This is a genomic window from Pseudomonas umsongensis (assembly GCF_002236105.1).
Taxonomy (GTDB): Bacteria; Pseudomonadota; Gammaproteobacteria; order Pseudomonadales; family Pseudomonadaceae; genus Aquipseudomonas; species Aquipseudomonas umsongensis.
In genome coordinates, this window is the sequence record NZ_NIWU01000003.1 from 50209 (window position 1) to 66397 (window position 16189).

Sequence of the window (16189 nt, forward strand, 5' to 3'; positions counted from 1 at the left end):
AAATCCCCAGCATCGCGGGGTGTCAGGCACCCCGCGTCATCGTTAACCACCATCGCGACGGTGCGACGATTCGACATGCTCGCTCCTACAGGGCGAAAGGCAGCGGCGTATTGACCGTCTGCCGCTGGGCTAGCCGCAGCTCAAACTCCATCGGATCGTGAATCAACACGTCCTGCCCGGCAAACGACTCCGCCGCGATCAAGCGCGACAACCAGAAACGCACGCACGCCACCCGCAACATGGTCGGCCACAGCTCGGCCTCGGCCGCGGTGAATGGACGCAACGCGGCATAAGCCCCCAGCAACGCCCGCGCCCGTGGGCCGTCGATCAAGCCGTCATCGTCCGAACACCAGTCGTTCAAGGCGATCGCCACGTCGTAGAGCATCGGCCCCGAGCAGGCGTTGTAGAAATCGATCAGACCGGTCAGGTGCGTGCCTTCGAACATCGCATTATCGCGGAACAGGTCGGCGTGGATATTGGCGCGTGGCAACGCCAGAATTTTCTCTTTCTGCTGTGTGATTTCTTCAAGCGCCCGCTCCAGCAAAGCTTTCTGCCCGGCATTGAGGTGCGAGAGAAATTGCGTGCCCTCTTCCAGCATCCAGTCCAGGCCACGATCGGTCTTGCGCTTGATCATCTTGGCCTGGGTCGCCAGGTGCAGGTGAGCAAGCAACTCGCCTACTTGCGCGCAATGCTGTGCGTTGGCTTGCTTGATGTGCTTGCCGGCCAGGCGCGGTTGCAGCAGCGCAGGCTTGCCGGCCAGCTCGCGCAACGCGACGCCGTCGGTAGTGCGCAGCGCGTAAGGTACCGGCAGGTCAGCTTCGTGCAGCACGTCGAGCAATTCGATGAAGAACGGCATCTCCTGGACCGGGCCGCGCTCGACCAGGGTCAGGACGAATTCGCCCTGCTCCAGGCTAATAAAGAAATTGGTGTTTTCGCTACCGGCGGCAATCCCCTGGAAATCAAGCAGGCGGCCTAGGCCATAAGGGGCGAGAAAAGCTTCCAGCTCGGGCCGAGCCAGGGGGGTAAACACAGACATGATTAAAACTGCCAGTAGGAGGCGCCGCCCTTGAGCCAACGCCGATTGAAATTAAGAAACTACTTCCACTCGAAGATCTTCCACGACGGTATCAGCATATCCGGCTGATCCGAGCGGATGAAGTTTGCATCGGTCCCATCCGCGCGCACCAAAAAATACGGCGGTGCGCCCTTCGGCGTGACCTTGATCGCATACAGGAAACCGTTTTGGCGGTACTCCTGAATGACCTTGTCGCCTTCCGTGCGAATGGTCACTTCCGGATCTGGCGATGGCGCATCGTCCGCCGCCATGACGGCCAACGGTGTAATTGCAAACAAGCCAGCCAGCAACAGGCGATTTAGTGTGCGCATGATAACCTTGTCCCTTTGTCGTCAACGGTCCCGCTATTCTAGCGCCAGACCCGCCGAAAAGGTTGATCCTGCTCATGAGCCAAGCCCCCCTCGTCCTGGTGGACGGTTCTTCTTACCTGTACCGCGCCTTTCACGCGTTGCCACCGCTGACCACGTCCAAAGGCCTGCCCACCGGCGCGGTCAAGGGCGTGCTGAACATGCTCAAGAGTCTGCGCAAGCAGTACCCGGACAGTCCCTTCGCCGTGGTATTCGATGCCAAGGGCGGGACATTTCGCGATGACATGTACGCCGAATACAAGGCCAACCGGCCGAGCATGCCCGACGACATGCGCGTGCAGATCGAGCCCCTGCATCAAAGCGTGATCGCCCTGGGCTTCCCGCTGCTGTGCGTAGAAGGCGTCGAGGCCGATGACGTGATCGGCACGCTGGCCCGCAGCAGCGCGGCGGCCGATCGCCCGGTGATCATCTCCACCGGGGACAAGGACATGGCGCAGTTGGTCGACGGCCACATTACCTTGGTCAATACCATGACCGGTAGCAGCATGGACGTAGAGGGCGTGAAGGAGAAATTCGGCGTCGCTCCCGAGCAGATCATCGATTATCTGGCACTCATGGGTGATTCGTCCGACAACATCCCAGGCGTTCCGGGCATCGGTCCAAAGACCGCTTCCGGCCTGCTGGTGGGTGTGAATGGTGGCTTGACCGAGCTCTACGCGCAGCTCGACATCGTCCCAACCCTGCCGATCCGCGGCGCCAAGACCCTGCCGGCCAAACTCGAAGAGCACAGGGAGATGGCGTTCCTCTCCTACCAATTGGCGACCATCAAGGTCGATGTGCCGCTGGACATTGGCCTCGACGACTTGCAGATGGGCCCGGAAGATCCGGCCAAGCTCTACGAGCTCTACACCCTGCTGGAATTCAAAAGCTGGCTGAACGATCTTGATCGGGACGCCAAGCGTCTTGAATTGAGCGGTGCTGCCTCTGAGCCTGCTCCGATAGTCGACCTGTTCAGTGCCGCCGAAGCCGGAGCTGAAGCTGAAGTGCCGGCGACAACGTCAGAAACCCGCTATGAAACCGTCCTCGATCAAGCGCGATTCGACGTTTGGCTGGATAAACTGAAAAACGCCAAGCTGTTCGCCTTCGACACCGAAACCACCGGCATCGACGCACAGCAGGCACAACTGGTGGGCCTGTCTTTTGCGGTGCAAGCCAACGAAGCGGCCTACATCCCGTTGACCCACTCGTACATCGGCGTACCCGAGCAACTGGATCGCGACACCGTCCTGCGCGCCCTCAAGCCGATCCTGGAAGACCCGAACAAACTCAAGGTCGGCCAGCACGCCAAGTTCGACATGAACATTCTCGCCAACTGCGCCATCGGTGGCGATCAGGCCAACGGCATCACCGTGCGCGGCGTCGCTTTCGACACCATGCTCGAATCCTATGTGCTCAATTCCACAGCCACCCGCCATGACATGGACAGCCTGGCGCTGAAATACCTGGATCACACCACCGTGAGTTTCCAGGACATTGCCGGCAAAGGCGTCAAGCAACTGACGTTCGATCAAATTGCGCTGGAGCAGGCCGGGCCTTACGCCGCCGAGGACGCGGACATCACCCTGCGCCTGCACCAGGCCTTGTTCGACAAGCTGTCCGCCATCCCGACCCTGGCCAGCGTGCTTACGAACATCGAAATGCCCCTGGTGCCTGTGCTCGCACGTATCGAACGCCAAGGCGCATTCGTAGATGCCGCCCTGCTGGGCGTGCAGAGCATCGAACTGGGCGATAAGATGGTGGCGCTGGAGCGTGAAGCCTTCGAGATTGCCGGAGAGGAATTCAACCTGGGCTCACCCAAGCAGCTCGGCGTCATCCTTTACGAGAAACTCGGGTTGCCGGTGCTGAAAAAGACCGCCAAGGGCCAACCATCGACCGCCGAAGAAGTGCTGGCCAAGCTGGCCGAGGACGACTATCGACTGCCCAAGGTGCTGATGGAATACCGCTCCATGAGCAAGCTCAAAAGCACCTACACCGACCGTCTGCCGGAACAGATCAATCCACGCACCGGGCGCATCCACACCTCCTATCACCAGGCCGTGGCGTCCACCGGGCGTCTCTCATCCAGCGACCCGAATCTGCAGAACATCCCGGTGCGCACCGCGGAAGGCCGGCGTATCCGCCAGGCCTTTGTCGCCCCGACCGGCTACAAGCTGCTGGCTGCCGACTATTCGCAGATTGAACTGCGGATCATGGCGCACCTGTCTCGCGATGAAGGCCTGATGAATGCCTTCCGCAATAACCTGGACGTGCACACCGCCACCGCTGCCGAAGTGTTCAAGGTCGAACTGGACCAGGTCACCTCCGACCAGCGTCGCAGCGCCAAGGCGATCAACTTCGGCCTGATCTATGGCATGGGTGCGCAAAAACTCGGCAAGGACATCGGCGTTGATACCAAGACCGCCAAGGCGTACATCGACACCTACTTCGCCCGTTATCCCGGTGTGCGCGAATACATGGATCGCACCCGCGTGCAGGCCGCGGATCAAGGCTACGTGGAAACGTTCTTCGGGCGACGGCTGTACTTGCCGGAGATCAATTCCAACAAGCCGCAGGAGCGTGCAGCAGCCGAACGCACGGCCATCAACGCGCCGATGCAAGGCACGGCAGCCGACATCATCAAGAAAGCCATGGTGGCCGTGGATGGATGGCTGACCTCCTCCGGCCTGGATGCCAAGGTCATCCTGCAGGTCCACGATGAATTGGTACTTGAAGTGCGTGAGGACCTTGTCGATCAAGTCAGCAACGAGATTCGCTTGCACATGAGCGGTGCGGCGAAACTGGATGTGCCATTGCTGGTGGAAGTCGGGGTAGGCAATAACTGGGATGAGGCGCACTGAGTACAAACGCTGCTGCGGCATGATGCCGCGGCAGCCCCCCCCGTCTGCGCTGCTTAGTCCAAAAAGCGATTGGGTTTATTCCAAAGCTTCTGAAAATAAACTGAACTAATCTCGCCAAGGCCACTCAGATTTACTGAATGGCTGGTGAAGCCCTTCGATGCTCCTATGTTGTGTTAAGTGTTGGCAGATATCTGGACCCCGCCCTAGCGGTCTAGAACTTGAACCCCGGAACTTCCCCCTCCCCATAGAAGTCCGGGGTTTTTTTTGCCTGAAAACTGCCTGATGCGGTCACGCCACGCTGGCCTGACCGCTCCTGAGACAGTTTTTTCACGCTTATCCAGTTACTTCGTCAGCGCCTTTGTCCGGCAGTTCCATCCAGTTTGCCAATACAGTGTAGGCGTCTTCCAGGCCCATGCGCTTGGGTGCCGAAAACAACTGGATCGTCACGCTGTCGCCCCAACCCTTGCGAATTTCCGATTGCACCTTGAGCAATGTGTTCTTGGCCGCGCCGTAGGTCAGCTTGTCCGCCTTGGTCAGCAAAATGTGCATCGGCATGCCGGCTGCGACGGCCCAATCGAGCATCAACAGGTCGAAGTCGGTCATCGGGTGGCGGATGTCCATCATCAGGATCAGACCTTTCAAGCTCTCACGACCGCCCAGGTAAGCTTCCAGGTGACGCTGCCAGTGTTGCTTGAGCGGGATCGGTACTTTTGCATAACCGTAGCCCGGCAGGTCGACCAGACGGCGTTCATCGTCTAGCTTGAAGAAGTTCAACAGTTGCGTGCGCCCCGGTGTTTTCGAGGTGCGCGCCAGGCTGGCATGCGTCAGGGTGTTCAGGGCACTGGACTTGCCGGCGTTGGAACGCCCGGCGAAGGCGACTTCAAAGCCCTCGTCATCCGGACATTGGTCGACTTTGGCGGCGCTGAGCATGAAGGTGGACTGTTGGCACAGACCGAGGATGGGATTCTTGAGTTGCATGGGATTTCCGATGTGGGCGGCGCCAGGAATGGGCGCGGCAAGCAGTGTCGCTTCCGTTTCAGTGACGCCAGTATATAATGCCGCAGATTTTGTGTGCGCTTTGTCCCGATGCAGGATGAAGTTCACGAGAGCGACAGACCTTGATTGCGCACTAGAACGCAGATCGCTCTCAACCCTGAAAAGGTCGTTTTATGACGAAATGGCTGCTAGTTACCGGAGTCTTGATGCCGCTTTACAGCGCTCAGGCTACACAGGATCCGGAAACTGTGTACAACCGTGTTTGTGGTGCCTGTCATTCCGGCCAACTACCCATGGCGCCCCGCAAGGGCGATCAGGAAGCTTGGAAGCCGAGGTTGGCGAAAGGTATGGAGACGCTGGTGCAACACGTGACCCAGGGTTTCAAGGCGATGCCGCCGCGTGGTTTGTGCATGGACTGCAGTGCCGAGGATTACCAAGCCATCATCCGCTGGATGAGCGAGTAAACCCGGTCCATAACTTAACCCTTAGCCGTAGTTGGATTAGCTGATGAACAAATTGATCGTGAGTCTGCTGTTGACCGTGGGGATCTCCGGCATTGCCCATGCTGCAGGTGAGCCAGTCAAACCTGGTGACGCCGCCGCAGGCCAGGCAAAAGCCGCCGTATGTGGTGCCTGTCATGGCCCGGATGGCAACAGCATGGCGCCTAACTTTCCAAAACTGGCAGGCCAGGGTGAACGCTACCTGACCAAGCAGTTGCACGACATCAAGTCGGGCAAGCGCACCGTCCTGGAAATGACCGGCCTGCTGACCAACCTGAGCGACCAGGATCTGGCGGACATCGCCGCCTACTTCGCCAGCCAGAAGGGCAGCGTCGGTGCCGCCGACCCGAAAATCGTGGCTCGCGGTGAAGCACTGTTCCGTGGCGGTGACCTGGCCAAGGGCCTGCCATCGTGCACCGGCTGCCACTCGCCGAATGGCGCGGGCAACGCGGCCGCCGGCTTCCCGCACCTGGGTGGCCAGCACGCTCAATATGTCGCCAAGCAACTGACTGACTTCCGCAAGGAAGAAGGCGGTCGCAATAACGACGGCGATACCAAACCGATGCAGAGCATTGCCAAAAAGCTGAGCGACGAAGACATCGCCGCAGTGTCCAGCTATATCCAGGGCCTGCACTAAGACCGATGGATCGGGCGTTGCGCAAGGCATAGAACCCTTGCAGCGTTAACGCTCGATTAATCCGTCACAGCAAGTATAAAAAGGGTGGCTTTGGCCGCCCTTTTTTGTGGCCGCTGCCGTTACACTACAGAACTCAAGCCCGCCATGACCTGTCTGAAATCAGGTCTCGCGAGGCGAAAAAATTGTCCAGGAGTAAAGCATGCGTAATCTGATCATCAGCGCCGTTTTTGCCGCTGCCAGCCTGTTCGGCATGACTGCCCAAGCCGCTGAAGCCCCCGCTGCACCTTATGTCGAGCTGAGCAACCCGGTGCCGGTCGCCGTGCCCGGCAAGATCGAAGTGGTGGAGCTGTTCTGGTACGGTTGCCCGCACTGCTACGCCTTTGAACCCGTGATCAACCCATGGGTTGAAAAACTGCCTTCGGACGTGAATTTCGTACGTATTCCGGCCATGTTCGGCGGCCCATGGGATGCACACGGCCAGATGTTCCTGACCCTCGAAGCCATGGGCGTCGAGCACAAGGTCCATGCTGCAGTGTTCGAAGCCATCCAGAAAGAACACAAGAAGCTGACCGACAAGAACGATATGGCGGACTTCCTGGCTACCCAGGGCGTCGACAAGGACAAGTTCCTCGCCACGTTTGACTCCTTCGCCATCAAGGGCCAGATCAACAAGGCGCGAGAGCTGGCGAAAAAATATGAAATCACCGGGGTTCCGACCATGATCGTCAACGGCAAATATCGTTTTGACGTAGGTTCCGCCGGCGGCGCTGAACAAGCCCTGCAACTGGCCGATAAACTGGTCGATCAAGAGCGAGCGGCTAACAAGGCTGCCGCCAACTGAGCGAGGCGCCCGCCATGCGCCGCTGGGGAACCGAACGCATCGTTGGCCTGCATGATCCGCGGGTCAACGAACATCACCTGGAATCGACAGGCCTGCCCGCCGACAGCCGTCTGCGCTTGCTCAGCTTCAATATCCAGGTGGGTATCAGCACCGAGCGGTATCGGCATTACCTGACCCGGGGCTGGCAACATCTGTTGCCGCACACCGGGCGTGCCGACAATCTGCAAAAGATCGGCAATCTGCTGGGTGACTTCGACCTGGTCGCCCTTCAAGAAGCCGATGGTGGCAGCCTGCGTTCAGGCTACGTCAACCAGGTCGAACACCTGGCCCAGCTCGGCGCCTTTCCCTACTGGTATCAACAACTCAATCGCAATCTCGGACGCCTCGGCCAGCACAGCAACGGTGTGCTCAGTCGCCTGCGGCCTTGGGCGATCGAGGATCATCCACTGCCAGGGCCGAAGGGTCGCGGAGCGATTCTGGTGCGCTTCGGCGAAGGTCCGGAAGCGCTGGTGGTGGTCATGATGCACCTGGCACTGGGCGCACGAGCCCGCAGCATGCAATTGGCTTACATTCGCGAAGTCATTGGCGGTTACAAGCACCAGGTGCTGATGGGCGACATGAACACCCACGCCAGTGACCTGCTGCAACACTCTCCATTGCGCGACCTCGGGCTGCTGGCCCCGCAAATGGAAGCGACGTTCCCCAGCTGGCGCCCGCAGCGCTGCCTGGACCATATTCTACTGAGCCCGAGCCTGACCCTTGAAAAGGTCGAGGTGCTGGCACAACCCATTTCCGATCACCTGCCGGTCGCGGTAGAGATTCGTCTGCCGGGTTCGCTCACGGCCGATGCATTGCCCGCGTTGAGTCCTGCCCCCCCGCGGATCCCATGAATGAGCGACGAAGCACAACGCTGGAAAGAGAAGTACCTGCAAAGCATCGAACAACAGGAAAAGCTCGAACGTCGCTGGGATGCCAGGCTAGACCTGTTGCGCCGGGGACTAGTGCGCAGCACGCTGGCAGCGGAAGGCACCGACCGCGCCGTTGACCAATGCATGAAGGAGATGCGCGAAGTCGTGCGCACCGACGACATGGACGCCGGACTCGCCGCCCTGCTGCCTCGCCTGGAAAAAGCCGTACTCGACTCCGAGCAGCGTCGGGAAACCCGGGTCAACCAGACCAGCGCCGCACTCACCGCCCTGGTCACGCAGCTGCAAACATTACCGCTACCCCGGGAAGTGAGCCGCCCCCTCAAGCACTTCGCCAAACAACTGGACAGTCGCGTCAGCCAGGCACGCGAGATCCCGCTACTGCTCGGCGAGCTGAGCGGACTGCAGGGCAAGGCCCTGAGCCAGCTGGAAAGTCCGGCAGAGCCGGAACGACCGGGACTGCTGCAGCGGCTGTTCGGTCAGCGTGACACCGAAGAGGCGACCGTCCCCGCAGAACACGCTCTTATCGTGCAGACGGCCGAAACCGTTCCGGCGTCCGTGGTCGCAACCCGACCGGTCATTGCAGACACCGTGCCGCAGGTGCTGCAAGTAACGCCAGATACGACCCAGCCCATTGCTGTCGCGCCAGCCCTGGAGCCACAGCAAGCGCCGGCCCGGCCTGCGCAAGTCATGTCCGAAGCCGAATCGCTACAACCCGTGAGACTGTCCGAACCTGTCGGCACTCCCACCCTCCCAGCTGAAACGGCAGTCAATCCCGACGAATTGAGCCCGGCGGTACTGCTCGATACCCTGCCGCTGCCCTCGCCCATCGCCCAGGCACTGGCTGCGATCGATCCGCAGCAGCCCGAGCAAGACATGCTCTACGCCCTGCCCGACTCGCCCGAGCCGTCCTATAGCTCGGTGGCCAAACACATCGAAGATACCTTGCTGGGCTTGCTCGAGGATCTGACAGTACCGGAGCGTCATCGCCCCCAAGCCGAATCAATGCGTGAACGGCTGAAAAATGGCCTTAACTGGTACGAGTTGCTGCCGATTCTCGACGATCTGGCGACTTTGATGCTGGCAATCTCCGACGGTGGCCAACACGAATTCGAAGCTTATCTGCAGCGGCTCAACGAACGCCTGGAATCGTTCCAGAGCAACTTGCAGGCCGCCAGCGCCGGCCATGCCGACAGCCGATCCGCCGCACATGCGATGGACACGCAGATTCGCGAACAGGTCGACGGCTTGCAGAACAGCGTGCAGGAAGCGGCCGATCTGGATGATCTCAAGCACGTGCTGGAAAACCATCTGGAAGTCTTGCTCGGCACCATGGACCAGCACCGCCAGCAGCGCGATGAGCGCGAGCAGGAAGTGGCGGCCCGCCTGCAGAGCCTGGCCGAGCGGGTTGCCCATATGGAACAGGAAGCCCAGGGATTTCGCGAGCACCTCGAAGAGCAACGCCAGAAAGCCTTGATCGATCCGCTGACCGGACTGCCAAACCGCGCGGCCTGGAGCGAGCGCCTTGAGTATGAGATCGGCCAATGGCAGCAACACGGCAACACCCTGATGCTGGCCATGCTCGACCTCGATCACTTCAAGCGCATCAATGATAATTACGGGCACCTGGCGGGCGACAAAGTGCTGAAAATCATTGCCAGCGTGTTGCGTAAGCGCCTGCGCCCGACAGACTTCATTGCGCGATTTGGCGGCGAGGAATTTGTCCTGCTGATGCCATCCACCGTCCCGGCGAACGGCATGAAACTCCTGGAAACCCTGCGCGCCTCTATCGAAGCCTGCCCTTTTCACTTCAAGGGTGAACCGGTGACCATCACCCTCTCCATAGGCCTGGCGGCTTTCAGGGCCGGCGAGCATGGCGATGCGGTGCTCAAAAGAGCTGATCAGGCGCTGTACCGTGCAAAAAATGCCGGGCGCAACCGGGTGGAGCTGGGCTGAGCGCTTATCGCTCCATGTTGTTCAAATCGTTGCGATGGCCCAACACGCACAAGACAGTACGTTACACTGTTGCATTACTGTCTTTAGCGTGTTGGCTTCCCCATGAAATATCTTGCTCTCATCGTGTCGCTGATCCTGCTGGCCGGCTGCGCCAGCGGTCCCCGCTACGACACCAGCCATGCTTCGGCCAATCACGACAGCCGTATTCAGTTCGTCGTGCTCCACTACACCAATGCATCACAGGAGCGCTCGCTGCAACTGCTAACCCATGGCGAAGTCAGCAGCCACTACCTGATCGGCGACGACAAGAAGGCGACCATCTACAAGCTGATGGATGAAAACCTGCGGGCCTGGCACGCCGGAGAAAGCCAATGGCAAGGCCGGACCTGGATGAATTCCAGTTCCATCGGCATCGAAATCGTCAACCCGGGCTTCAAGGACACCCCGACCGGGCGCCTGTGGTATCCCTACTCCGAAGCGCAGATCGAGTCCCTGATCGTCCTGCTCAAGGACATTAGCCAGCGCTACGCAATCAGTCCTCGCAGCATTGTCGGGCATAGCGACATCGCCCCCTTGCGCAAGCTGGATCCGGGGCCCTTGTTTCCCTGGAAGCGCCTGGCTGAGCAAGGGTTGGGTATTTGGCCGAACGAACAAGCCGTAGCCCGTCAGCAGACCCGGTTCGAAACACAGCTGCCGAGCATCAGCTGGTATCAGGCACAACTGGCACGCGTCGGTTATGACACACCGCAAACGGGCGAACTGGACGTCGCCACCCGCCACGTGCTGGCGGCCTTCCAGATGCATTTCCGACCGTCGCGCTTCGACGGTACGCCGGATGCACAAACGGCCGCGCTGCTTCAGGTTTTAAATCAGACAAAATAATGACGATCGCCCGACGGTCAGCGCGTTTCTCAAATAGCAGCTATAACTCATTGGTAATTCGTCGGATATTACATAATGACTGTTGCTCGAGAGACACTTCGCAGCTGGTTCTATCGCCCTTGGTTTCTGGCGATGCTGGCTGCTGTCTTGAGCGCTACGTTGATGATGGCCGGCAGTTACTTCGTTGCCATTCACCAGGTTGAGCAAAACGAAAGCTGGGAAATGAACGCCCAGGGTGAACGTTTTCTTGCTCGTCTGGAGCAACTGTTCGGGCAATTGCGCGAAAGCCTTGACGACCTGGAAGCCCAGCCGTTGCGCAGCTGCGATGACGACATGATCGCGACTTTGCAGCAGGTCACCTTCAATTATCGCTTCGTCTATGAGGCAGCCTACATGGACGCCTCGCGAATCTGTTCCAATCGTCCGCGCCAGGAAGGTTTGTCATTGATACGCCCACCGGACATCAAGGGCCCCACCTACAGTTACTGGTTGAATACCACCACCGAACCCGATGAAAACCGTGCCGCGCTGATGCTCGGACGCGGCAATTTCCGGGTTGCGACATCTCGCGGCCATTTGACCGACATGGTCGACCTTTCGCCGGGAAGCAGCCTGCTGGTGGTACTTGACCATGGCACCCGGGCAATTCCGGTACTGGGCGTCTCGCAAGCCTGGCCACCGAGCCAATGGCCGCCAAAAACCCGCGATGCGCTGCAAGTCACCCAGACACGCTTGATTTACCGCATGCCCACCGACAACCCGGAATACCAACTGGTGCTGATCAGCCCGCGCAGTGGCACCCATATACCGCCCGTGTGGTGGTGGTTGCTGCCCGCCTGTCTGCTATTGGCTCTTTGCGTGGGTTTCCTGGTGTTTTTGCTGGTGCGCCAGCGCCAGTCACTTGACGCGGAGCTGACGGGAGCCATCCGCCGAGGTGAGTTGCAGGTGCTCTATCAGCCGATCTTTGACCTCGACAGCCGCAACTGCGTCGGGGCCGAAGCCTTGCTGCGCTGGCGAAGGCCGGACGGCACCCTGACCAGTCCCGACCTGTTTATCCCGATGGCAGAGAACACCGGGCAAATCCGCCAGATGACCGACTTTGTCCTGCAACGCCTGCTTGAGCAACTGGGGCAACTGCTGCGGGCCAACCCGCAGTTGTACATCTCGGTCAACCTGGCGGCCTGCGATGTCATGATCCCGCGGATCGGCCAAGTGATGGCTCGCTTGCTGACCCTGCACCGGGTCGCGGCCAAGCAGATTGCCTTTGAAGTCACCGAACGCGGATTGATCGATGTGGTGGTGGCCCGGGAAAACCTGCAAGCCTTGCGGGATGTCGGGCACCAGGTACTGATCGATGACTTTGGCACCGGCTACTGCAGTCTCGCGTATCTGCAGACCCTGCCGGTGGATTGCCTGAAAATCGACAAAGCGTTCATCGATGCGCTGGGCCATGACGCAGCGAGCAGCGGCGTTGCGCCGCATATTATTCACATGGCCCAGTCACTGCATTTGAAGGTGATTGCCGAAGGCATCGAGCATGAAGCCCAGGCGGCGCTCCTCAGCAGTGAGGGGGTGAGATTCGGCCAGGGCTGGCTGTTTGCCCATGCATTAAGTGCGGTGCAGTTCATTGAGCTGATAACCCGAGGCCGCCGACTGGCCGGTCGACGCCTGGATGACGAAGCGTAAAAAGCGCTTACACCGTCAACGTCATATAAAACTGAGTCCCCTGCCCCGGTCTCGAGTAAACACCCATTCGTCCTCCATGCAGCTGCACAATTTCCTTGCACAACGCCAAACCGAGGCCGGCCCCGCCTTTCTTGCGGCCGACCTGGACAAACGGCTCGAAGATCCGGCCCTGTTGGCCATAGGCGATGCCTTCACCGTTATCTTCGACGCTGATGATGACCCGTTCCCCATGACGCCTGGCTTGCAGGCGTATCCGCCCGCCGGTGGCGGTATGACGCAGTGCATTATCGATCAGATTGTCGAGCACCCGGTCCAGTTGCGCCTGATCGGCTTGCAACCGTGGCAAGGGCCCCTGGACTTCTACCAACAGCTCGACACCCTTCTCTCGCGCCCCGTCGGTAAAACGACTCTGCGCTTGCTCCAGCAAATCCTCGATGGAGCATGGCGCCAGAGTGAGTTTCTGCAAGCCGTTCTGGTAACGGGAGAAATTCAGCAAGTCATTGATCAGTTGCATCAGCCGCTGCATTTCTTCGTTTACCGTGTTCAGCAGGTCCGCCTCCCGGGACTCCGGTGGAAAATGCGAGCGCTCGCGAAACAGCCCAAATGCCATGTGCATACCAGTCACGGGCGTGCGCAGTTCATGGGAGGCGCGCAAGACGAACTCGCTACGCACCCGTTCGAAGGCACGTTGTTCAGTCACATCGTGCAGCACCATCACTGCACCAAGAATATGCCCTTGGGTGTGGATGACTGGCGTCAGGCTATACGTCAGCAACCGCGTCTCGCCATCGACCTCGATGCTCAGGTCATCCGGCATACGTTCCAGCGTACCGCCACGCAGTACCAGCTGCAGTTGCTCATCGAGTTCGGGATGCTCAAGCGCCTCACCCAAGCCTCGCCCGAGCCGATCGGAGTCCCAGCCTAACTGGCGCTGCGCTACAGGGTTAAGGTGCTCCAGATGCCCCTGGCGATCAATCATCAGCAAGCCATCGTCGATACCGTCGAGCACCGCTTGCAAACGCTGCTGTCCCGCCAGCAACTCATCGACGTTAGTGGCCTGATGTTCACGCAACGCCTCCGCCATGATCCCGAAGCGCCGGGTCAGCTGATTCAGCTCCACGGCCGAAGACACCGGCAGCGTGACGTCGAAATCACCCTGGCCAATACGATCCGCTGCCTGCGCCAGAGCCTCGATGGGCTCACCGAATCGCCGGGCGATGGCGTGTGCGGTAATGAAGCCGATGATCAACACCGCCAGCCCAACCAGGCCAAGCAGCCCGGCGATCAGCAGTGCACGCTCACGGGCTTTGCGTTCGACAGTGCTGATGTCATCCAGCGCCCGCTTGTGCTCCGTGATCAAGCCATTGCGCAATAGATTGAATTTTTCGGTCAGCTCATCGTTGCCACTGAGTACGCGCGTCGGGTCAGCGGACACTTCATACGCACCCATAAAACTCAAATAATCGGCCTTGGCCTTTTTGAAGCCGTGGGTTTCATCTGAGGGTTCCTGGGCAATGCCTTCCTCCAGCAGCTCAAGGTAACGCTGCTTGGACGCCTCTAGGGCGGCGGGATCGCTTTTTTCACTGAGCATGATGAGCAGCTGATCACCCAGCGTCTGTCGCAACTTGAGCCCCAGGTCCAGAGTGACGAAGTTGTTACGCACCAACGCTTCCTGGCTCCCGGCCATCTGCAGCACACTGACAAGACCGAGCAGTAACCCAAGCAGTGCGACAGTGATCAGTGCAGAAATGCTGAGGAAAAGCCGGGTCTGCAACTTCATCGCCGGTTTCATCGCCGCGAACTCACAGGTTGTACTGCTTGCGCTTGCGGTACAGCGTCGACGCATCGATTCCCAAGGTCTTGGCGGCTTGATCCAGCGTGCCTGCGGTGGCAAGGACGGCACCGATATGGGCCTTTTCCAGCTCATCCAGGCTTAACGGCGCACCAATACGCGGTGCGTTGTTGATCGGCGCTTCGGCCATGCCCAAGTGGCTGATCTCGACCCGCTCCTGCGGGCAAATAATGCTCGCACGCTCCACTACGTTACGCAGCTCGCGAATGTTCCCCGGCCAGCGGTAACCCAGGAGCGCTTCACGGGCCTCGTCGCTGAAACCCCGCGCCGGACGTGCATATTCCTTGACGAAACGGGCCAGAAACCGGTCTGCGAGGTTGAGAATGTCTTCCCGGCGTTCGCGCAGTGGTGGCAGGTGCAACGTAATGACATTGAGCCGATACAACAGGTCCTCGCGGAAGCGCCCGTCGCGGACCATGTCTTCCAGGTTCTGGTTGGTGGCCGCAAGAATGCGCACATCGGCCCGGCGCGTGACGGGGTCACCCACCCGCTCGTATTCCTTGTCTTGAATGAAGCGCAGCAACTTTGGTTGCAAAACCAAGGGAAAATCACCGATTTCGTCGAGAAACAAGGTTCCGCCATCAGCTTGGTTAACGCGCCCCAAGGTGCTTTCACTGGCACCGGTAAATGCACCCCGGCTGTGGCCGAATAACTCGCTTTCCATGAGCTCGGCCGTCAGCGACGGACAGTTGATGGTGATACAGGATTTTTTCGAGCGCTTGCTCCAGCCGTGAATCGCCTGGGACAACTCGCCTTTACCGGTGCCGGACTCCCCAAGGATCAGGATGTTGGCATCGGTATTGGCCACCTGGCGGGCGGTCTCGAGCACGACCTTCATGGCCGGGCTGTGAGAGTCCAGACCTTCCTTGGGTTTACGCATCTCACCTTCCAGAGCCTCCAGACGAGCCGACAATTGCCGCACTTCCAGCTGTTTGGCCGTGGCCAAGCGCAATTGATCGGGGCTGCACGGCTTGACCAGATAATCCGCGGCACCCGCCTGAATCGCATCAACGGCGGTGTCTACGGCCGAATGCGCGGTGACGATCACCACGCGCATCCATGGGGCCTGGATGCGCATCTGTGCCAGAACGTCCAGACCGTTGTCCTCCCCCAGGCGCAAATCGAGGAAGCACAGGTCGAAAACTTGACGTTGCAGCAAGGCTTCAGCTTGCGCAGCGCTGTTAGCGGTCGCAACGCTGTAGCCTTCATCTTCAAGGCAATAGCGGAAGGTTCGCAGGATGGCAGACTCATCATCTACCAGAAGAATGCGGCCTTGATGCTCAGTGGCGGATTCCATTTTCCTACGCTCCTTAAAGAATGATCTTGGTTAGTCCCGGAAAAATCGGGCAAGTTGCATGGTTTATTCTGATCCATTCCTGCCTTAGCAGGGTAGCTAACTCCTGTCCCCTCGCTGCAACGCCCGAAATTAGCTTACTGGAACGCAAAACCCCTTTATCAGAGATGCCTTGCGTCCATTTCTGACAGCCGCGCCCTCCTCTCAATTCAAAAAGATTGCGATGTGTTTGCCAAGAGTCGTGCATTACGCACGACCGGACGAGGGCTCATCGTGCAGGATGCGTCGACTCACATTCACACGACAAACATAACTTGTTGTTTTTAACGGTTTTTTTTA

The 16189-nt window shown here is 59.4% G+C and carries 13 protein-coding genes; 8 read left to right on the top strand and 5 right to left on the bottom strand.

The genetic code is table 11. The annotated features are described in order from the left end of the window. Positions 1-85: 85 nt before the first annotated feature. Both PSUM_RS16820 and PSUM_RS16825 read right to left on the bottom strand, forming a co-directional pair. Positions 86-1036: a homoserine kinase gene (locus PSUM_RS16820; protein ID WP_033038864.1), complete on the bottom strand. Its 951-nt coding sequence runs from the start codon at positions 1034-1036 to the stop codon at positions 86-88. 59 nt (positions 1037-1095) lie between these two features. Further along, on the bottom strand, positions 1096-1386 hold the full coding sequence (locus PSUM_RS16825; protein ID WP_020798042.1) for a DUF2782 domain-containing protein: 291 nt from the start codon (positions 1384-1386) through the stop codon (positions 1096-1098). Positions 1387-1460: 74 nt separating this feature from the next. Between PSUM_RS16825 and polA the strand changes: the two genes are divergently transcribed. Further along, positions 1461-4280, top strand: coding sequence for a DNA polymerase I (polA, locus tag PSUM_RS16830; protein ID WP_083349951.1), 2820 nt, complete (start codon positions 1461-1463; stop codon positions 4278-4280). A gap of 333 nt (positions 4281-4613) precedes the next feature. Here polA and yihA read toward each other — a convergent pair whose 3' ends face one another. After that, positions 4614-5258 (bottom strand): ribosome biogenesis GTP-binding protein YihA/YsxC, encoded by a 645-nt coding sequence (yihA, locus tag PSUM_RS16835; protein ID WP_083349950.1) that lies wholly within the window; start codon positions 5256-5258, stop codon positions 4614-4616. A gap of 191 nt (positions 5259-5449) precedes the next feature. Here yihA and PSUM_RS16840 point away from each other — a divergent pair, with 191 nt between their 5' ends. From PSUM_RS16840 to PSUM_RS16870, 7 genes are all read left to right on the top strand, one after another. Further along, a complete protein-coding gene (locus tag PSUM_RS16840; RefSeq protein ID WP_033038856.1) occupies positions 5450-5740 on the top strand; it encodes a c-type cytochrome in 291 nt (96 codons plus the stop codon). A 43-nt stretch (positions 5741-5783) separates the two neighbouring features. Next, complete coding sequence (locus tag PSUM_RS16845; RefSeq protein ID WP_083349949.1) at positions 5784-6413, top strand: c-type cytochrome; 630 nt, start codon at positions 5784-5786, stop codon at positions 6411-6413. A gap of 199 nt (positions 6414-6612) precedes the next feature. Continuing rightward, positions 6613-7254, top strand: coding sequence for a thiol:disulfide interchange protein DsbA/DsbL (locus tag PSUM_RS16850; RefSeq protein ID WP_020798035.1), 642 nt, complete (start codon positions 6613-6615; stop codon positions 7252-7254). A 14-nt stretch (positions 7255-7268) separates the two neighbouring features. Continuing rightward, a complete protein-coding gene (locus PSUM_RS16855) occupies positions 7269-8144 on the top strand; it encodes an endonuclease/exonuclease/phosphatase family protein (protein WP_008064696.1) in 876 nt (291 codons plus the stop codon). Beyond that, positions 8145-10136, top strand: coding sequence for a GGDEF domain-containing protein (locus tag PSUM_RS16860; RefSeq protein WP_033038848.1), 1992 nt, complete (start codon positions 8145-8147; stop codon positions 10134-10136). Positions 10137-10238: 102 nt separating this feature from the next. Further along, entirely contained in the window at positions 10239-11018 is a 780-nt protein-coding gene (locus PSUM_RS16865; RefSeq protein WP_033038845.1) for an N-acetylmuramoyl-L-alanine amidase, read from the top strand. 75 nt (positions 11019-11093) lie between these two features. Continuing rightward, on the top strand, positions 11094-12704 hold the full coding sequence (locus PSUM_RS16870) for an EAL domain-containing protein (protein ID WP_020798031.1): 1611 nt from the start codon (positions 11094-11096) through the stop codon (positions 12702-12704). A gap of 7 nt (positions 12705-12711) precedes the next feature. On the opposite strand, the gene PSUM_RS16875 is transcribed toward PSUM_RS16870, so the two are convergent. Next, complete coding sequence (locus tag PSUM_RS16875) at positions 12712-14496, bottom strand: KinB sensor domain-containing domain (protein ID WP_083349948.1); 1785 nt, start codon at positions 14494-14496, stop codon at positions 12712-12714. 10 nt (positions 14497-14506) lie between these two features. Continuing rightward, the gene (gene algB, locus PSUM_RS16880) at positions 14507-15853 is read right to left on the bottom strand and encodes a sigma-54-dependent response regulator transcription factor AlgB (RefSeq protein WP_020798029.1); all 1347 of its coding nucleotides are present in this window, start codon (positions 15851-15853) and stop codon (positions 14507-14509) included. Between the last annotated feature and the right edge of the window lie 336 nt (positions 15854-16189).